Origin of the sequence: Rhodococcus sp. NPDC059968 (assembly GCF_042738615.1) — a bacterium.
Classification (GTDB): Bacteria; Actinomycetota; Actinomycetes; order Mycobacteriales; family Mycobacteriaceae; genus Rhodococcus_F.
Genome location: NZ_JBHWUE010000042.1, coordinates 74,249 through 92,666, shown reverse-complemented (window position 1 = coordinate 92,666; position 18,418 = coordinate 74,249). Strand labels below are relative to the sequence as shown.

Annotated in this window: 16 protein-coding genes; 4 read left to right on the top strand and 12 right to left on the bottom strand. The window is 67.9% G+C overall.

Features of this window, described 5'->3' with window-relative positions; translation table 11 throughout:
• Positions 1 to 192 precede the first annotated feature (192 nt).
• Together dinB and ACFWAY_RS29110 are read right to left on the bottom strand one after the other, a co-directional pair.
• On the bottom strand, positions 193 to 1,419 hold the full coding sequence (gene dinB, locus ACFWAY_RS29115; protein WP_378513026.1) for a DNA polymerase IV: 1,227 nt from the start codon (positions 1,417 to 1,419) through the stop codon (positions 193 to 195).
• A gap of 37 nt (positions 1,420 to 1,456) precedes the next feature.
• A complete protein-coding gene (locus tag ACFWAY_RS29110; protein WP_378513025.1) occupies positions 1,457 to 2,263 on the bottom strand; it encodes a helix-turn-helix domain-containing protein in 807 nt (268 codons plus the stop codon).
• A gap of 99 nt (positions 2,264 to 2,362) precedes the next feature.
• On the opposite strand from ACFWAY_RS29110, the gene ACFWAY_RS29105 reads away from it, so the two are divergent.
• Positions 2,363 to 2,779, top strand: a complete 417-nt coding sequence (locus tag ACFWAY_RS29105) for an SRPBCC family protein (RefSeq protein ID WP_378513024.1) — start codon at positions 2,363 to 2,365, stop codon at positions 2,777 to 2,779.
• 72 nt (positions 2,780 to 2,851) lie between these two features.
• Here ACFWAY_RS29105 and ACFWAY_RS29100 read toward each other — a convergent pair whose 3' ends face one another.
• From ACFWAY_RS29100 to ACFWAY_RS29090, 3 genes are all read right to left on the bottom strand, one after another.
• Complete coding sequence (locus tag ACFWAY_RS29100) at positions 2,852 to 3,331, bottom strand: DUF5130 domain-containing protein (RefSeq protein WP_378513023.1); 480 nt, start codon at positions 3,329 to 3,331, stop codon at positions 2,852 to 2,854.
• A complete protein-coding gene (locus ACFWAY_RS29095; RefSeq protein WP_005248217.1) occupies positions 3,318 to 3,578 on the bottom strand; it encodes a hypothetical protein in 261 nt (86 codons plus the stop codon). Before ACFWAY_RS29095 ends, ACFWAY_RS29100 begins: the two co-directional genes overlap by 14 nt.
• Before the next feature lie 75 nt (positions 3,579 to 3,653).
• Positions 3,654 to 4,325 (bottom strand): HNH endonuclease, encoded by a 672-nt coding sequence (locus ACFWAY_RS29090; RefSeq protein WP_378452177.1) that lies wholly within the window; start codon positions 4,323 to 4,325, stop codon positions 3,654 to 3,656.
• Between the two features lie 140 nt (positions 4,326 to 4,465).
• Between ACFWAY_RS29090 and ACFWAY_RS29085 the strand changes: the two genes are divergently transcribed.
• The 3 genes from ACFWAY_RS29085 (at position 4,466) to ACFWAY_RS29075 (ending at position 7,423) form a co-directional block, all read left to right on the top strand.
• Complete coding sequence (locus ACFWAY_RS29085) at positions 4,466 to 4,861, top strand: globin (protein WP_378452176.1); 396 nt, start codon at positions 4,466 to 4,468, stop codon at positions 4,859 to 4,861.
• A gap of 67 nt (positions 4,862 to 4,928) precedes the next feature.
• Positions 4,929 to 6,524 (top strand): glycoside hydrolase family 13 protein, encoded by a 1,596-nt coding sequence (locus tag ACFWAY_RS29080; RefSeq protein WP_378513022.1) that lies wholly within the window; start codon positions 4,929 to 4,931, stop codon positions 6,522 to 6,524.
• Positions 6,512 to 7,423: a DMT family transporter gene (locus ACFWAY_RS29075; RefSeq protein ID WP_378452174.1), complete on the top strand. Its 912-nt coding sequence runs from the start codon at positions 6,512 to 6,514 to the stop codon at positions 7,421 to 7,423. Before ACFWAY_RS29080 ends, ACFWAY_RS29075 begins: the two co-directional genes overlap by 13 nt.
• A gap of 7 nt (positions 7,424 to 7,430) precedes the next feature.
• Here ACFWAY_RS29075 and ACFWAY_RS29070 read toward each other — a convergent pair whose 3' ends face one another.
• The 7 genes from ACFWAY_RS29070 to ACFWAY_RS29040 form a co-directional block, all read right to left on the bottom strand.
• Complete coding sequence (locus ACFWAY_RS29070) at positions 7,431 to 8,117, bottom strand: hypothetical protein (RefSeq protein WP_378452173.1); 687 nt, start codon at positions 8,115 to 8,117, stop codon at positions 7,431 to 7,433.
• A complete protein-coding gene (locus ACFWAY_RS29065; RefSeq protein WP_378452172.1) occupies positions 8,110 to 8,535 on the bottom strand; it encodes an acyl-CoA thioesterase in 426 nt (141 codons plus the stop codon). Before ACFWAY_RS29065 ends, ACFWAY_RS29070 begins: the two co-directional genes overlap by 8 nt.
• Positions 8,532 to 13,433, bottom strand: coding sequence for an NAD-glutamate dehydrogenase (locus ACFWAY_RS29060; RefSeq protein ID WP_378513021.1), 4,902 nt, complete (start codon positions 13,431 to 13,433; stop codon positions 8,532 to 8,534). The genes ACFWAY_RS29065 and ACFWAY_RS29060 overlap by 4 nt, the downstream gene beginning before the upstream one ends.
• A 108-nt stretch (positions 13,434 to 13,541) precedes the next feature.
• Entirely contained in the window at positions 13,542 to 13,967 is a 426-nt protein-coding gene (locus ACFWAY_RS29055) for an acyl-CoA thioesterase (protein WP_378452259.1), read from the bottom strand.
• 1 nt (position 13,968) lies between these two features.
• Positions 13,969 to 15,648 (bottom strand): energy-dependent translational throttle protein EttA, encoded by a 1,680-nt coding sequence (gene ettA / locus ACFWAY_RS29050; protein ID WP_378452170.1) that lies wholly within the window; start codon positions 15,646 to 15,648, stop codon positions 13,969 to 13,971.
• 134 nt (positions 15,649 to 15,782) lie between these two features.
• Complete coding sequence (locus ACFWAY_RS29045; RefSeq protein WP_378452169.1) at positions 15,783 to 16,211, bottom strand: single-stranded DNA-binding protein; 429 nt, start codon at positions 16,209 to 16,211, stop codon at positions 15,783 to 15,785.
• Positions 16,212 to 16,379: 168 nt separating this feature from the next.
• Complete coding sequence (locus ACFWAY_RS29040) at positions 16,380 to 18,410, bottom strand: cytochrome c oxidase assembly protein (protein ID WP_378452168.1); 2,031 nt, start codon at positions 18,408 to 18,410, stop codon at positions 16,380 to 16,382.
• Positions 18,411 to 18,418 lie beyond the last annotated feature (8 nt).

Sequence of the window (18,418 nt, the reverse complement as noted above, 5' to 3'; positions counted from 1 at the left end):
GACCACCTGATGCCCGCCCGACGATCACGAACCAACCCCCGCGTGGTCAAACGAGCGATCTCCAAGTTCGTCGCCAGCACTGCCCGCGGCCGCACCCGAGGGCCAAGTCTCAAGGCCACCATCGCCATCAACATCCTCACCGACATCGACCCTTGACAACACAACCCACGACTTAACTACACGGCTTTGTGCCTAGTCCGGCAGGATCGGCACGGTCACACCCTGATCCCGGCCCAGCAGTACCGCGCGGGTCACCGCCGAGGAGCCGAAGCGGTCGCGGAGGCTGTCGAGGGTGTTGTCGAGGGAACTGCTCGTGTACGGGTCGAACGGCAGCGCCAGCTGTTGCGGGCAGTCGTCCTCGAGGTTGGCCACCGCGATTCCCACGAGGGTGATGCCCTTGGATTCGATCATGGGCCACGCGTGGCTCAGCAAGCCCCGGGCCGTGGTGAGGATCGTCTGCGTCTGAGCCGACGGCTGCGCGAGTGTGTGCGACCGCGTGACCCGGGTGAAGTCGTCGAACCGCAGCCGGAGTACGACGGTGCGCCCCACCCGTTTTCCACGTCGCAGTCGGCCCGCCACCCGGTCGACCAGCGCCACCAGAGCGGCGTCCACGTCCTCCCTCGACTTGGGTCTGCGCCCCAGGGCGTGCTGCGCGCCGACGGATCGTCGCCTGCGCCCCACCTGCACGGGACGCGGGTCGCGTGCCCAGGCCAGCGCGTGGAGATGGTGGCCCGCAGCAGGTCCGACTATGGACACGAGCAGCTCTTCCGGACAGTGGGCGAGCTGGCCGACTGTGGCGATCCCGGCGTCGCGTAGCTTGACCGACGTCACGGCGCCGACTCCCCACAGCCGTTCGACCGGCAGCGGGTGCAGGAACTCGATCTCGCGGTCCGGCGGCACGTGCAGCAGTCCGTCGGGTTTGCCCACCGCGCTGGCCACCTTGGCGAGGAACTTCGTTCGCGCGACCCCGACGGTGATCGGCAACCCGACCTGCTCGCGTACATCGCGGCGCAGTCGTGCCGCGATGTCGACCGGTGTGCCGGCGATCTTGCGCAGACCGGCGACGTCGAGGAACGCTTCGTCGATCGACAGACCCTCCACCAGGGGTGTGGTGTGCTCGAAGACCTCGAACACCGCCTTGCTCGCCGCCGCGTACGCCGACATCCGCGGACGCACCACGACGGCGTGCGGGCACAGACGCAGCGCCTGCGCACCGCTGCTGGCCGTGCGCACCCCGTAGGCCTTGGCCTCGTAGCTTGCTGCCAGCACGACGCCGCCGCCGACGATCACCGGACGACCCTGCAGACCGGGGTCGTCCCGCTGCTCGACCGAGGCGTAGAAGGCATCGAGGTCGGCGTGCAGGATGGTCGCCTCGGCGCCACTCGAGATGCGCGGGCGCGGCGAATCGGACACGAACATATGTTCGCATCGACCAGCGACAGAAGTCGAGCGCTGTTCAGGCCGACAACAGCGTTCGCACTGCGGTGGGTGTCTCGCCGAGGTGGGCCCGGATGGTCCTGGTCATGTGCGCCTGATCCGAGAAACCCAGGTCAGCGGCGAGGCCGGCGAGGTCCCGGTCGCCGCTCTCGATCCGCCCGAGCGCCCGCCCGACCCGAACCCTGTTGCGGTACCTGGTGAGCGAGACGCCCGTGACGGCACTGAACGCACGACTGAGCGCGAACGGTGACACCCCCAACCGTTCGGCAAGCGGTATCAGACCGTCCGAGCCGGGCTCGTTGTCGAGGACCGCCGCGCGGGCAGCGGCGGCCACCACGTCGTCCGGAAGGCCGCCGCGCCGGCGTGAACGCGACCGTCCCTGCGAGGCGGCGAGCGCGGCGACCGCGACGAGTCGGACGACCTCCTCGGCGAGGGCGAAGTGGACATCGCCCGTCCGGCCGGCACGGAGCAGTCGTCGATGAAGAAGATCGACGCGGCCATCGACGTACACATCCGGACGGCCGAGCGTCCAGTGGTCACCGGCGATCGCACGCCAGAGCTCGGGCCGGACACTGATCGACGTGCACCGGTCTCCACCGGCGGGGTGCGCGAACCGTTCCACTTCGCCCGGTACTCCGAGGTAGGCGACAGTCGGGTCGGCCGTCGACTCGTGTCTGCCGATCCGGCGCAGGAATCGGCCGCCGCGGACGAGCACGAACCGGTGATCGTCTCGCACCTCCACGTCCGACCAGCCCGGGTGCACGGCGCAGCAGTCCACCGCCCAGACACTGGCGCCGTGTAGATGTGCGACCTCGCTCACCGCCACAACAGGGACGCTACCCGCGGGGCCCGACACCTTCCCGTACATGCGGTGGCCTGCAAGAATGTTCAATCCTCACGGGATTTTCCGAGGCAGGCTGCAGTCATGTCATACATCAACGAGTCCACCCACATCGATGTCACACCCGCCGCCGCGTGGGACGCTCTGCGCGACTGGGGTGCGTTGCACACGCGTCTCGCCGCAGGTTTCGTCACCACGTCGGTGATCGACCAGGGGGATCGGGTCATCACGTTCTTCGACGGTTCCGTCGCCCGGGAGCGTCTCGTCTCGTGCGACGAGGACGCGCGCCGACTGGCCTGGTCGATCGTCGACGGCCCCTACCGGCATCACAATGCTTCCGCCCAGGTGAGCGACGACGGCCACGGCGCGACCGTGTTCGCCTGGACCGCGGACATCCTGCCCGCGACTCTCGCGGACCGGACCGCGCAGATGATGAAACTCGGCATCGAGGCCGTCCGGCGGACCCTCGAAAGCGCCGACCGCGTCGTCGACCCCCGGTGAGACACCAACGGCCCGATCCGGTTCAGGAGGACTGAGCCGGATCGGGCCGCGCGGACGCTGGTCTGTGCAGGTTTACGGCGAGGCGATTGCCGCGCTCATCACGCGGATGGCACTGACGAGACCGTCGATGAGGTCTCCGTCCCCGAACGACGACACCGCTGCGGTGGCGCCGAGCTGGGCGACCCGGTCGGTGACCCGGTTGGCCACGGCCCGGCCGCTGCGGACCTCGACCGTCCGCTGGTTGGGCGAGACCGCGATGAGCACCGACCGCTCCGCCTCGGGGGTCGTCGGGAACAGCGCGTCGGCGCCGGCCGCGGTGTCGTCGCCGAGGTCGCCGATGTACGCGTTGAAGCGCACCTTCGTCTTGCGGGTGCCTTCGGTGAGGGCATCGTCGAGGCGGACGAGTTCGTCCGTCGTGAACGGCAGGTCGTCGGTGAACGGCTCACCGACGCGGTGCACGCCCGAGATGCGACCGCTGGCGGTCACGACGCTGCCGACAGGCAGATTGTCCGCGGATACCGCGGACGCGGGAATCAGGTCACCACTTGCCACTTGCCGAGCCTCCAATCAGGTCTGCCGAACCGGCGTGCGCGCCGTGGTGTCCGCCGTGATGACCGTGGGTGGTCACCTCGTCGACGGCGCTCCACAGCACCGGCGCGTGCGTCCATTCCTCACCGAGGTGGAACGCGGGCGGCACGGGGCCCGGCGTCTTCTTGCCGACGAACGACATCCCCGCGAAGAAGGCGGTGATCAACGCCGGAATTCCTACGAATATCAGCACTGTCTCGAGAATGCTCACACCGCAAACGGTAGCCCAGAACCGTGCGGGGGGAAGCGTCAGGGCCGAACTTCGCGAAGGGGACCCGTGGAACGCTCAGGCGGCGCCTTCACCGAGGTAGGGCATCCACGAGGGGTGCAGGTCCTTGGTGGACGCCAGGAGTCGCCAGTGCGGCCCCGACGGAGGCACGAGGGAGGCCCTGAGCGTCCAGCCGAGTTCGCTCACCAATTTGTCCGCCTTGCGGTGGTTGCAGGGCGCACAGCAGGCCACGCAGTTCTCCCACGAATGCTCGCCGCCGCGACTGCGGGGAACCACGTGATCGACGGTCTCGGCCTTGGCGCCGCAGTAGGCGCAGCGGAACCGGTCCCGGTGCATGAGGGCTGCACGGGTCATCGGAACGCGGGCGCGGTACGGGACGCGGACGTAGTTCCGGAGGCGGATCACGGACGGCACCTGCACGGACCACTGCTCGGAGTGGACGACCGGGGCCTGGGGATCCTCGTGGACGGTATCGGCCTTACCGCAGGTCATCAACACCACGGCACGGCGGGCAGGAAGGGCGGTGAGCGGCTCGTAGGTGACATTCAGGAGAAGCACCCGGCGCTTGATCCAGAGCGGAACCGCATTCTCGCCCGGGAAAGAAGGCTCTGCGCTGTGCGCGGAGCCTTCGGTGATCACTTGTAAAGCAAACGCCCCTGAAACCCCGGCACTCCGGGCATCAGTGGGCACGAGTTGTCGGTGCGCGCGGGCGCTGTGTCGATTCTTCATGCGACCTCCGGGAGATTGCCACCAAGTGCACCATGAATTGCCTGCTCGTGCACGCCCATTTCCGACAAAAATGCAGGACATTCGATGAACAGACGGTGACGAAGACGGCCCGCGCCGGCACGTGCACAATGGAAGGCGCCATGACTGACGTGCAGCAGACCTTCTACGAGGCGGTGGGCGGAGCGGAGACGTTCCGCAAACTCACCGCGCGCTTCTACGAGGAAGTCGCCAGGGACGACATCGTGCGGCCCCTCTACCCCGAGGAAGATCTGGGTCCGGCCGAGCGCCGGATGCGGATGTTCCTCGAGCAGTACTGGGGCGGACCGCACACCTATTCGGACGAGCGCGGCCACCCACGACTGCGGCTGCGTCACCAGCCGTTCAAGATCGGCCCGATCGAGCGCGACGCCTGGCTCCGGTGCATGCACACGGCCATCGCGTCGATCGACACCGGAACCCTCGACGACGCCCACCGCAAGGCTCTCACCGAGTACATGGACATGGCCGCGGCGTCGATGGTGAACTCCGCCTTCTGAAACCGCCCCGCGCCGATTACGCCGGTCGAGTCGTGGCGCGGGCGATCGTTTGGCACGATGGGCGTTTGTGAGCACTCCCGCCGAAACATCCGCCGACGACGCACAGCCGGCACCCTGGTGGTCCGACGCCGTCTTCTACCAGATCTATCCCCGCTCGTTCGCCGACGCGAACGGTGACGGTGTCGGCGACCTCCACGGAGTGCGGGACAAGCTGGGGTACCTCGAACTGCTCGGTGTCGACGCCCTCTGGCTGAGCCCGGTCATGCGCTCGCCGATGGCCGATCACGGTTACGACGTGTCCGATCCCCGTGACATCGACCCGCTGTTCGGTGACCTCGCGACCATGGACGCACTGATCGAGGCCGCGCACGCGCGCCAGATCAAGGTGACGATGGACCTGGTGCCCAATCACACCAGCGTCGAGCACGAATGGTTCCGCGCCGCCCTGGCGTCGCCGCCGGGCAGTCCCGAACGGAACCGGTACATCTTCCGCGACGGTCGCGGTGAGGACGGCGCGGAGCCACCCAACAACTGGCCGAGCATCTTCGGCGGGCCGGCGTGGACGCGGATCACCGAGGCCGGCGGCAAGCCCGGCCAGTGGTACCTGCACATCTTCGCGACGGAACAGCCCGACCTGAACTGGGACGACCCGGAGGTCGTCGAGGATCTCACGAAGACACTCCGGTTCTGGCTGGACCGCGGCGTCGACGGATTCCGCATCGACGTCGCGCACGGCATGGCGAAGCCGGAAGGTCTGCCGGACCACGACTGGTCCGCCAACGAACTGCTGCAGAATTCGGACGACGATCCGCGGTTCGACAACCCCGCGGTCCACGACATCCACCGCGGCATCCGCAAGGTCCTCGACGAGTACCCGGGCACGATGGCCGTCGGGGAGATCTGGGTTCGAGACAACGAACGCTTCGGCGAGTACATCCGGCCCGACGAGCTGCACCTCGGGTTCAACTTCCGGTTGGCCGAGGCCGAGTTCTCGGCGGAGACGGTGCGGGAGGCGATCGAGAACTCCCTGACCGCCGTCGACCAGGTGGGCGGAACACCCACCTGGACCCTGTCGAACCACGACGTCGAACGGGAAGTCACCCGGTACGGCGGCGGCGGAATCGGCACGGCACGCGCCCGGGCCATGATCCTCGTCGAACTGGCGCTGCCGGGTGCGGCGTTCCTGTACAACGGCGCCGAACTCGGCCTGCCCAACGTCGACCTCCCCGATTCGGCGTTGCAGGACCCGGTGTGGGAACGGTCCGGTCACACCGAACGCGGCCGCGACGGCTGCCGGGTGCCCGTTCCCTGGGAGGGCACCGAACCACCGTTCGGGTTCGGCACCGGCGAGCCCTGGCTGCCGATGCCACCCGAGTGGGCGGACCTCACCGTCGAGGCGCAACTCGAGGACGTCACGTCGACGCTGTCGCTGTACCGGGCCGCACTCGAACTGCGCTCGCTGCGTCCGGAGTTCTCCGGTCCCGGGATCGACTGGTACGGGAGCCCCGCGGGCTGCTTCGCCTTCCGCAGGCGCGGCGGGCTGATCTGCGCCCTCAACGCCACCGACGCGCCGATCTCACTGCCACCCGGTGAGGTGCTGCTCAGCAGCGCGCCGCTCGTCGAGGGACAGCTTGCACCGAACGCGGCTGCGTGGCTCATCTGACCCGCACTCCCGCAGTCGCGGCGGTCGTCGCAGCATCGATCCTGTTCGCCACGACGGGAACCGCGCAGGCGCTTGCGTCCCGCGCCCTCGGATACGACCTCGACCCGCTGGCCGTCGGGTCGGTCCGGGTGGTGGCCGCGGGCGCGCTCCTCGCGGCGTTCGCGGAGCTGCGCGGCGGACTCGGGTTCGGTGACGGCTCCGGGATTCGCGGATACGTGCCCGCCGTGTGGGGCGGGATCGGGGTCGCGGCCTACCAACTCGGCTTCTTCAGTGGTGTGCAGAGCGCCGGGGTGGCGGCGGGAACCATGATCGCGCTGGGTTCGGGCCCCGCCTTCACCGGCGCACTGCAATGGGCGGTGCACCGGCAACGTCCCGGTCCGGTGTGGGCCGTGTCCACCGTCATCGCGGTCGCCGGAATGGCGTTGATCGTGGCGGGCACGACCGGCGGCTCAGGCTCGTCCGGGATCCTGGCGGGTGCGCTGCCTGCGCTGATCGCCGGTCTCGGGTACGCCACCTACACCGTTGCCGGGTCGTCGCTGCTCGCGGCGGGTGCCAGTCCCGAGGCGGCGATGGGACAGATGTTCGGTCTCGGTGGGCTGTTCCTGATCCCCGTGCTCGTCGCGACCTGGCCCGGCGGGCTCGACACCGGAGCGGGCGCTGCGGCCGCGGTGTATCTGGCGATCGTCCCGACCGTGCTGGCATATCTCTTGTTCGCCGCCGGGCTGCGGCGGTTGCCACCCGCGACGGTCGCCACGCTGACGCTCACCGAACCGGTGGTCGCGGCGCTGCTCGGCACGGCGGTGCTCGGCGAGCAGTTGACCCTGGTCGCGGGGCTGGGCATGGCGGCGGTCGTCGCGTCGCTCGCCGTTCTCGCAACCAGCACGCTGCGGTCCGGCTGACGGCGCGCTACCGCGCCACCGACAACGGAATCCCGCCACCGCGGTGGCGGTAAATCGACCCGAACCGGGCGTCCACCCGCAGCCACGACGCGGTGGCACGCACCCGGACCAGTTCGGAGGCGTCGATGCGCTCGAGGTCGATGTCGGCGGTCAGCCGATCCGAGCCCGCGTGCGGAACGAACCCCATCGCGGTGAGAGCGAACACCACCCGCATCGGGATGCCGACCGTGTGCTCCGCGCCCTCCACCTGCAGCACTTCCTGGTCGAGGAGTGATGCGGGCGGACCGTGGCCGCTGCCGTGCTCCTGCGCCAGGGCCGCACCGCGTTGCGCGAGGTCGACGAGGACACGCGCCGGGACGTCGTCGACGTGAACGAAGCCCTCCGTCGGAGGCAGAGCGCCCCGCCACGCCGAATCCATCGAGAACCCCGGATCGATGTCGGCCGCGGTCGCCGCTTCGAGAGCGGCGAGCAGTTGGTCGCCGGCAGCCGACGTGTCGTCCGGGGTAATGGTCCCCGCGACCGTGCGCACCGCCAGCGCGTCGAAACCGGTTGCCGCCCAGATCGTCAGGCGGCCGGGTCCACGTTGACGGAGACGCACCACCGTCGACTCGTCCAACCGGACCACCCGCGTGAGGAACGTGGCAAGATCACCACGCTCCGCGGCGTCCGGGATCGACAGGACGCGCTCATGCACGCTGCCAGCTCTCCAGGTATGCACGCTCGACGTCGGTGATTCTGCGCAGGCGCTGGGTGCCGATGTCGAACGCCGCGATCTGCGTCGAGGCCACGATGGACGGCGCGACCGAGACGTCGACGCCCTTCGGGCGGACCTCGTAGTTGATCGTGAAATCGACCGCGCGAACCTTCTCCACCCACATGAGGACGTCGAGCGGCGAATCGCTGTGCCGGAGTTGCCCGCGATAGCGCACATGGAGGTCCGCGATGACCGCGCCGTCACGCAACGTGACAGTGGGCCGATCGTCCTCGAACAGCCAGGGAATCCGCGCCTCCTCCAGCAACGTCACCATCCGTGCGTGGTTGATGTGCTGGAAGACGTCCATGTCCGACCATCGAACTTCGACCTCCGCGTGAAAGCCCTCGCTCAACGTCATACCTCCGATCGGGTGCCCATACCTCGCACCATGCTGCGTACCTGACGCGCCGCCACCGAGAGCGTCGCGAGGTCAAGGGTCCCAGACTCGAAAATTTCGGTGAGAGCGGACCTCGCCCTGGCCAGCCGGGACGCGTTCGTCGACTCCCAATCGTCGATCTTCTCCTGCGGCGTCTCGTGAGGTTCACCACCCAGGAGCACTTCCATCGTGAGCTGACGCAGCGAACTGTAGAGGTCGTCGCGCAATGCGAGGCGTGCCAGCGAATGCCAGCGGTCACCCCGCGCGAGAGTGGACACGGCGCTCAGCAGCCAGTCGATGCCGAGGTGGCCGTCGAGTTCGTAGTACAGCTCGGCGACCTCGTCGATGTCGCGTTCGGCGATGTCGGCGACGTCGCTGATGTCGAGCAGACAGAATTTGTCCAGAAGCCGGAACACCTCGAACGCGAGGTCCTCGGGCGCCCCGCGGAGGACGAGCGGCCGCGCCCGCGTCTCCACGTCGGCGAGCTGATGCCCTCGCACGAGCTGCGGCACCCTCGGCGAGAGTGCCCGGAAGTCGGCCGAGTACCGGGCGATCTCGGCGCCAACGGCGAGGGGCTGAGGCCGGTTGGTCAGGAACCAGCGGGACGCGCGGTCGAGAACCCGGCAGGACTCGAGAATCAGGTCGTCCTCGATGTCCGCCGCGATGTTCGCCGACCGGATCCTCGACCACAGGTCGGGCAGGGCGAAGATCTCGGTAACCGCAGCGTAGGCGCGGATGGCGTCGGTGCTGCTCGCACCCGCCTCGTCCGCCAATCGGTATGCGAAGGTGATACCGCCGTTGTCGATGGTCTCGTTCGCGAGCATCGTCGCCACGATCTGCCTGCGCAGCGGGTGCGCCTTGATCGCGGTGCGGAACCGCTTGCGCAATACCGTCGGGAAGTACCGCGGCAGACGCGGCGCGAACGTCTCGCTGTCGGGCAGGTCCGTCGCGAGGAGGTCGTCCTTGAGCGCGAGTTTCACGTGCGCGATGAGGGTCGCGAGTTCCGGAGACGTCAGTCCCTGCCCGGCCGGCCTGCGTCGTGCGATCTCTTCCTCGGTGGGCAGGGCCTCGAGTTTCCGGTCGAGTCCGCGACGCGACGCCAGGTTCTCGATCTGGCGGCGATGCACGCTCAGCATCGGTACCGCGCTGGTCCGGGAGACACCGAGGAGATCGTTCTGCGCGATGTTGTTCGCGAGCACGAGTTGGGCCACCTCGTCGGTCATCGACGCCAGCAGAGGATTTCGTTCCTCCCGCGGCAACCCGCCGCCGCTCACCAGCGAGTCCAGCAGGATCTTGATGTTCACCTCGTGATCGGAGCAGTCGACGCCCGCGGAGTTGTCGATCGCGTCGGTGTTGATCCGGCCACCGTTCTGGCTGTACTCGATTCGGCCGAGCGCCGTCACCCCGAGATTGCCGCCCTCGCCCACCACCTTCGCCCGCACCTCGTTGCCGTCGACGCGCACGGAGTCATTGCTCTTGTCGCCCACCATCGCGTTGGTCTCGGTGGACGCCTTGACGTACGTGCCGATGCCACCGTTCCACAGCAGATCCACGGGGGCACGCAGGATCGCCCGGACCAGTTCCGGCGGGGAGAGTTCGGTGACGGCGTCGTCGAGTCCGAGCGCAGCGCGCGCCGCGGCGCTGATCGGCACCGATTTGCGGGTCCGGTCCCACACTCCCCCGCCCTCGCTGATGATGCTGGTGTCGTAGTCGGCCCACGACGACCGGGGCAGCGCGAACATCCGGGACCGCTCCTCGAAGGACCTGGCGGCGTCGGGATCCGGGTCGAGGAAGATGTGCCGGTGGTCGAACGCCGCCACGAGCCGGATGTGCCGGCTCAGGAGCATGCCGTTTCCGAACACGTCCCCGCTCATGTCGCCGACACCGACCGCACCGAAGTCCTGGGTCTGGGTGTCGACCCCCATTTCCCGGAAGTGCCGTTTCACGCTCTCCCAGGCACCGCGCGCGGTGATGCCCATCCCCTTGTGGTCGTACCCGGCCGAACCACCGGACGCGAACGCGTCGCCGAGCCAGAATTTGTACTGCTCCGCAACAGAATTGGCGAGGTCGGAGAATTTCGCGGTGCCCTTGTCCGCGGCCACGACGAGATACCGATCGTCGCCGTCGCGCCGCACCACCCGGGCCGGCGGCACGATGTCCCCCGACGCCTGATCGACGTTGTCGGTGAGGTCCAGGAGCCCGCAGATGAACGTGCGGTAGCAGTCCTGGCCCGCCTCGAGTGCGGCCGCGCGGTCGGCCGCGGCGTCCCCCGACGTCGTCGGCGGATTCTTGACGACGAAGCCGCCCTTCGCGCCGACCGGGACGATCACCGCATTCTTCACGGCCTGAGCCTTCGCCAACCCCAGAATCTCGGTGCGGAAATCCTCACGCCGGTCCGACCAGCGCAGCCCGCCGCGGGCGACGGACCCGAACCGCAGGTGCACACCCTCGACGTCGGGTGAGTACACGAAGATCTCGTACTTCGGGCGAGGCTTCGGCAGTTCCTGGATCGACGTCGGATCGAGCTTGATCGAGAGGTACGTCGGCGGCTCCCCGGTCTCGCCGACGACGAAATAATTGGTGCGCAGCGTCGACTTGATCAACCCGAACAGACCGCGCAGGATGCGGTCCGCGTCGAGGCTGACCACGGCGTCGATGTACTCCCTCAGACGGGTGTCGAGTTCGACGACCAGGTCGGGTGAGGGCGACTCCGGGTCGAACATCGCCTCGAACAACTCGACGAGCGTGTACGCCGAACGGGGATTCGCCAGCGCAACCCCCTCGATGTGGAACTGGCTGTACGGAAACCCCGCCTGGCGCAGGTACTTTGCGTACGTTCGCAGGATCACGGCCTGCCGCCACGACACCCCCGCCCGCAGGATCAGCTCGTTGAACCGGTCGGCCTCCGCACGCCCGAACCAGACCGCGGTGAAGGCATCCGTGAACCGTTCCTGAAGCTTCGGTGCGGCGGCGGATGCCTCCTCGGCGGCGAGTTCGGCATCGAGGTCGTCCTCCACCGAGGAGCGGAGCAGCTCCGCGGGCACCGACAGCCCGAAATCGTAGATCCAGCACGTCATCCCGTCCGGCCGCGGAATCAGATAGGGCCGTTCGTCGAGCACCTCCACACCCAGGCTCTGCAGCACCGGAAGCACCTGGCTCAGCGAAATACCGTCCCCGCCCACGTACAGGGTGAATCGCCAGTGCCCGACCTGCGCCCCGGGATCGCGGTAGAGCAGCAGGTCGATGGAACCGTCCTCGAGCGCTTCCAGCCTCGCGAGATCCGACAACGCGCGCGTGGCGTCGAAATCCTCCTTGTACCCCTCGGGCAGGACGGCGGCATAACGCTGCGCCAGAACGGGATCCACACCGGTGGTCACTGGGAGGAGGTCACCGAGATGGTCGTCCCAGCTGCGGCTCGCCTCGGCCAGCATGGCCTGGACCCGTTCGCGGTCGGCGTCCGAGAGGTCGAGCCGCGACCCCATGTGTTCGGCGCTCTTGCGGATCGTCACGTGCAGCAGCGCCAGGTCGGACTCCGTGACGCGTGCGGTGTATTCCAAAGCGCCGCCGCCGAATTCCCGCAGCAGAATGTCCTGCATCGCGAGCCGGACCCGGGTGGTGTACCGGTCGCGGGGAAGGTAGATCAGGCAGGAGACGAATCGTCCGATAAAATCCTCGCGCACGAACAGACGTACCTGACGCCGGAGCCCGATGCTGTGCACGGCGGTCACCGTGTCGAAGAGTGTGTCGGCGTCGCTCGAGAACAGCTCCGTGCGCGGGAACGACTGGATGACCTCCAGCATCGCCTGCCCCGAATACGAATTCAACTGGAACCCGGCCCGGTCGATCACCTTGCGCACCCGGCGGGCGATCACGGGAATGTCGAGGACGTTCTCGTGCAGCGCCGTGACGGTGAAGACGCCGAGGAAGCGGTGCTCACCGGTGATGTTGCCGTTCTCGTCGAGGATGCTCACGCCGACGAAGAACGGGTAGACCGAGCGGTGCACGGTCGCGGGGAACGAGCCCTGTGTGAGTACGAGCAGGGGGCGGTCGGGGATCTCGGCGGCCGGCGGCAGACTCAGCGGGCCTTCGGTGACCGTGTCGGAGCGCAGCAGTCCGAGACCGCTGCCGGGCACCACCTGCAGGCCGCGTGCGCCGGAACCGTCCGGCTCCCCCAGTTCGAAGCGGCGGTAGCCGAGTGCCGCGTAATTGCCCTGCGACATCCACCGCAGCAGATCGGCGCAGTCCTCCAGGTCGTCCTTCGACACGCCGGGACAGGGTGTGGACGTCTCGAGTTCGTCGGCGAGCGTCCGCTCGAGTTTGCGCATGATGTCGGTGTCCCGGACCACTTGGCGCACGTCGGCGAGGACGGTGCCGACTTCCTTCTCGAGTGTGTCGAGAACCGCGGAGTCGGTACGCGGATCGAGTTGGACGTGGATCCACGACTCGGAGACGCTGTCATCGTCGGCATCCTTCGCCTTGTCTCCCATGAGGATTCCGCGCAGTGCGCCGATCGGATCGCGTCGGACCGAGATGATGGGGTGCACGAATTCGCTGATCCCGATGCCCAGGCGGTTCAGCAGCGCGGTGATCGATTCGACGAGCAGCGGCATGTCGTCCGTCACGATCTGCAGGGACGCACCGAGTTCGTGCCCGTCGCCCGGGCGGTAGACCCGGGTGACCGCGCGTTCCGGCGGACGATGCAGGGCAAGTGTCAGATGCGCGCCGAGCACGGCCTCGGAGGCGCCGTTGACGGCACTCTCGCTGTCACCGCGATCGACGTGGCGGAAATACACGGCTGCGAGAGTCGGCACCTGAGACCGGAGACCTTCGGGCAGATTCCGCGCCCACTCCGCATCTTTCAGTGCTGCCGATTCCGTCATCGGGGCTCACTTCCTCTTCGTTCCGATCGCCGCGGGCAACTCTCTCGAGACTAGCCCGCGGCGATGGGAACAGAGGGTGAACTTCGGGCACCCCGCGTGCCGGATCCGTCAGCCGGTGGTCACCGGCGCGAGGTACCTCTCGAGCCCGTCCCGTTCCGCATCGGAGAGCGGACGCGAGCGTTCGGTCTTCACGTCGAACGCCACCATCAGGGCGTCGCCCGTCGCGCAGCGGACCCCGTCGCGGTTCGTGACGACGTGCCGGATCGTGTACGACGAGTTGCCGACATGGAGCACCGACACGTCGATCGTCAGCGGACCGGAGGCGTCGGTGACGGGACGCAGGAATTCCACGTCCATTTTGCGCACCACCATCGCCCCGGCCCGGGCTCCCACCGATTCCAGTTGCGACGACAGGAAATGCACACGTGCTTCCTGCATGTACTCGACGAAGCGGGTGTTGTTGACGTGACCCAGCCGGTCGGAGTCGCCCCACCGGACCTGGATCTCGTACGTGAAGACCTTCGGCTCCACCAGGTCAGTCCCTCGTGAGCTTGCGGTGCGTCACCCGGTGCGGCCGTGCCGCGTCCGGTCCGAGCCGCTCGACCTTGTTGGCCTCGTAGCCCTCGAAGTTGCCCTCGTACCAGTACCAGGCGGCCTCGTTGTCGCCGAAGCCACCCTCCCACGCGAGGATGTGCGTGCAGGTGCGGTCGAGGAACCAGCGGTCGTGGGAGATCACGACGGCGCAGCCGGGGAACTGCTCGAGGGCGTTCTCCAGCGAACCGAGGGTTTCGACGTCGAGGTCGTTGGTCGGTTCGTCGAGCAGGATCAGGTTTCCGCCCTGCTTGAGCGTCATCGCGAGGTTCAGGCGGTTGCGCTCACCACCGGAGAGGACGCCCGCCGGCTTCTGCTGATCGTGGCCCTTGAACCCGAACGAGCTGATGTAGGCGCGCGACGGCATTTCTGTCTGGCCGACCACGATGTGATCGAGACCGTCGGACACGACCTCCCACACCGTCTTGTCGGGGTTGATGCCCGTACGGTTCTGGTCGACGTAGCTGAGCTTGACGGTCTGACCGATCTTCACCTCGCCCGCGTCCGGCTCCTCGAGCCCGACGATGGTCTTGAACAGTGTCGTCTTACCGACACCGTTGGGGCCGATCACGCCGACGATGCCGTTCCGCGGCAGGGTGAACGACAGGTCCTTGATCAGAACCCGGCCGTCGAATCCCTTGTCGAGGCTCGAGACCTCGACCACGACGTCGCCGAGGCGCGGCGGCGCCGGGATCTGGATCTCGTCGAAGTCGAGCTTGCGGGTCTTCTCGGCCTCAGTGGCCATTTCCTCGTAGCGGTCGAGGCGGGCCTTGTTCTTGGCCTGACGGGCCTTCGCTCCCGAGCGAACCCAGGCCAGTTCCTCCTTGAGGCGCTTCTGCAGCTTCTGGTCCTTCTTGCCCGAGACCTCGAGCCTGGCGGCCTTCTGCTCCAGGTAGGTGGAGTAGTTGCCCTCGTACGGGTACAGGCGGCCGCGGTCGACCTCACAGATCCACTGGGCGACGTGGTCGAGGAAGTACCGGTCGTGGGTGACGGCCAGGATCGCACCCGGGTAGGCGGCCAGGTGCTGCTCCAGCCACAGGACGCTCTCCGCGTCGAGGTGGTTGGTCGGCTCGTCGAGCAGCAGCAGGTCGGGCTTGCTGAGCAGGAGCTTGCACAGGGCGACGCGGCGCTTCTCACCACCGGAGAGGTGCGTGACCATCTCCTCCGGCGGCGGACAGCGCAGAGCGTCCATCGCCTGCTCGAGCTGGGAGTCGATCTCCCACGCGTCGGCATGATCGAGCTTCTCCTGGAGCTCGCCCATCTCCTCCATCAGCTCGTCGGAGTAGTCGGTGGCCATCAGCTCGGCGATCTCGTTGTACCGCTTGAGCTGGACCATGGTTTCACCCAGGCCCTCTTCGACGTTCTCGCGGACGGACTTGGTCTCGTCCAAGTGCGGTTCCTGCATGAGGATCCCGACGGTGGCACCCGGAGCGATGAACGCTTCACCGTTGCCCGGCTGATCCAGCCCCGCCATGATCTTGAGGATGCTGGACTTACCCGCGCCGTTCGGGCCGACCACACCGATCTTGGCGCCGGGGTAGAAGCTCATCGTGACGTCATCGAGGATGACCTTGTCACCGTGCGCCTTGCGCACCTTCTTCATCGTGTAAATGAACTCAGCCATGGGGCCAGCCTAATGGTGAAGTGCGATGAACCCACATCGCGGAGGGTCGGGGACGTGATCGGGGGCTTCGCGGGAAGAGGCCGCGGGCACCGGCGCCGCGGGCGCGGGGATCGGCGCCGATACCCGCTGGTGCGCTACGCGACGAGGGACCGAGTGGCGACCTGTTCCGTCGCCGGGGTCGCCGCACCCGCGTCCGCGATTCTGGGCGCGCGCTCGAGGACGACCGTGCACCGGGCGAGATCCGGTCCGATCGCGGTCGCGCTCAGCTCCAGGTCGGAGCGGGCGATGCCGTCCCGCGTCGTGTACTCCGTGGTGCGCAACTCGCCGGTCACGATGACGGGATCCCCCTTCGCGATCGACTGGACGACGCCGGCCATCAGCCTCCGCCTGCAGGTCACCGTGAGGTAGAGCGTGCTCCCGTCGCGCCACTCGCCGGTCGCGTGATCGCGGCGCCGGACGGTGCTCGCCATCCGGAAACTGAGGAACTCGTCACCGGCCGCATTCGACCGGGTGACCGGGCCGGTGATGACCGTTCCGACCACGGTGCCGTGTGTTTCGTACATTCGCTCTACCCCCTGTGAGTGCGGCAAGGTGCCTTCACTCACAGCGTGCCGTCCGGCAGCGCGGTTGCCGGCCGGCATCCGAAATCTGTGGAGAAACGGAGCGGTTGTGGATAGAGCAGCCGACACGGTCGCCGAAGCTCGGAACGTGTCGGCACCGCGTGCTAGCGGTTAGTGTCCGGCTTCTCGGTCCCGTCGCGCCAGTTCCGCGAACATCGCGTTGTGCGCCGCCAGATCCGCATCGTCGTCGCGGTCCGCGGCCCGGTCGACCCGCCGCGCCGTGCGGCTGTCGCTGCGGGACCACTGGATGAGCAAGGCCATCATCACGAGTACCAGGGGAATCTCACCGGTGGCCCAGGCGATGCTGCCGCCGAGCTGCTGGTCGCCCACCAGGTCGGCGTTCCAGCCGAGTCCGAGCGATCGGTAGTACCACTCGCCCATCACGGCGCCCATGCTCATCAGCGCGACACCGAAGAAGGCGTGGAACGGGAGAGAGCCGAAGACCATCGCGAGCTTCGTCACCGGTTGCAGCTTGCGTGGCGACGGGTCGATACCGATCGCGACCCAGTAGAAGAGGTAGCCGCTCAGCAGGAAGTGCAGGTTCATCAGGACGTGCGCGGAGTGCGAGTCGACCGCGGCCTCGAAGATCCCGCCGAGGTACAGGGCGTAGAAGCCGCCCACGAACAGCACCGCAGCGACCACGGGGTGGGTGATGAATCGGGAGAACGGGCTGTGCAGCGCGGTCAGGATCCACTCACGCAGCCCCGGCACACCCTTCTTGCCCGCCGGATCGAGGGCGCGCAGGGCGAGCGTGATCGGAGCACCCAGCACCAGAAGAACCGGCGCCAGCATGGACAGCGCCATGTGGGCGCCCATGTGCACGCTGAACACTGCCGGCGAGTAGCGGCCGACACCCGAGGACGTCGCGACCAGGAGCACCACACATCCGCACATCCACGCAATGGTCCGACCGACCGGCCAGCTGTCGCCGCGACGCCGAAGCTTGCGTAATCCGACCGCGTAGACGACGGCCAGCACGATCGCGGCGGTGCCGTAGAGGAGGTCGAATCGCCAGTCCAGCATCAGCCGCGCGAACGTCGGCGGCCCCGCCAGGTTGTAGCCGAGTTCCACCTCCGTGAGGGTGGGCGCCGCGGACGGCGGGGGCGGGGGTGTGCGACCGAGCCCGACGGCAAGACCGATCGTGGCGGCGAAGACCATGGCCTCCGCGCCGGCGAAACGGATCAGGTTGCCGCGGCCGGCCGGGTCCCTCTGCAGCGCGGGGAGCGCTCGTCGACGCTGCGCCCAGCCGAAAACGCCCAGGATGCCGAGCGCCACGATCTTCGCGACCACGAGGCGTCCGTATGTCGTGTCGACGAGGTCACCGATCTGAACGCGAACGAGCGCGTTCACCACACCACTGATCGCCATGACGACGAAGCAGACCGTCGCGACCGCGGAGAACCGCCGCGCCGCCACATCGGTGTAGGCGCCGCGCCTGCGCGCATGGGCGAGGAGAGCGAACAGGCCGCCTGCCCACAGCGAGGCCGCGACGAGGTGGAGGATCAGACTGTTCGTCGCCATGTCGTGCGAACCGCCCGAGGACGAGTGACCCGTCAACGCGAGCGGCATCAGTCCGAGGATGCCGACGACCAGGAGGATCGGCGTCCACCACCAGCGCAGCACGAGCCGGGATGCGATAGCGAGGACGATCGCGATGATCGCGGTCCAGCGCCAGGCGCCGGCGAGTTCGACCTGATCGATCGAGTTGAAGATGTTGGCCGGTTTTACCGCCTCGGCGAAGGGTTGCCCGGACGTGTCCGACAACGTCAACGGGACCAGGACGAGGGCGGTCGCGGCCCACACGATCGCGGCGTACGACGCGGTCCGGACCGCGCGGTAGCCGTCCACGTCCAGGACCCCGGATTTCTGCGGCGGCACGAAGAACGCCGCGAGCAGCAGCGATCCGATGGTGATGACGGCAGCGATCTCCGACACGGCGCGCATCGCAGGCAGTCCGTAGGTGGTGATCGGTCCGGGATCCGGAATTCCCAGCAGCACGAGCGCCTGAGCAGCGGAAAGTCCGACGACGATTGCCGCAACCAAACCGGCGATGAGTCCGCCGACGACGAACAGGGCGGTCGAATCGGCGTGATTCGGGGGTTTCGATGCCGGGTCGGACGCCGCGAGCTGGGGTGTAGCCATACATCAAG

Excerpts from the sequence above, each read along its gene's own strand:
- dinB (WP_378513026.1), bottom strand. The coding sequence starts at position 1,419 with ATGTTCGTGTCCGATTCGCCGCGCCCGCGCATCTCGAGTGGCGCCGAG.
- ACFWAY_RS29105 (WP_378513024.1), top strand. The coding sequence starts at position 2,363 with ATGTCATACATCAACGAGTCCACCCACATCGATGTCACACCCGCCGCC.
- ACFWAY_RS29090 (WP_378452177.1), bottom strand. The coding sequence starts at position 4,325 with ATGAAGAATCGACACAGCGCCCGCGCGCACCGACAACTCGTGCCCACT.
- ACFWAY_RS29085 (WP_378452176.1), top strand. The coding sequence starts at position 4,466 with ATGACTGACGTGCAGCAGACCTTCTACGAGGCGGTGGGCGGAGCGGAG.
- ACFWAY_RS29065 (WP_378452172.1), bottom strand. The coding sequence starts at position 8,535 with ATGACGTTGAGCGAGGGCTTTCACGCGGAGGTCGAAGTTCGATGGTCG.
- ACFWAY_RS29060 (WP_378513021.1), bottom strand. The coding sequence starts at position 13,433 with ATGACGGAATCGGCAGCACTGAAAGATGCGGAGTGGGCGCGGAATCTG.
- ettA (WP_378452170.1), bottom strand. The coding sequence starts at position 15,648 with ATGGCTGAGTTCATTTACACGATGAAGAAGGTGCGCAAGGCGCACGGT.
- ACFWAY_RS29045 (WP_378452169.1), bottom strand. The coding sequence starts at position 16,211 with ATGTACGAAACACACGGCACCGTGGTCGGAACGGTCATCACCGGCCCG.
- ACFWAY_RS29040 (WP_378452168.1), bottom strand. The coding sequence starts at position 18,410 with ATGGCTACACCCCAGCTCGCGGCGTCCGACCCGGCATCGAAACCCCCG.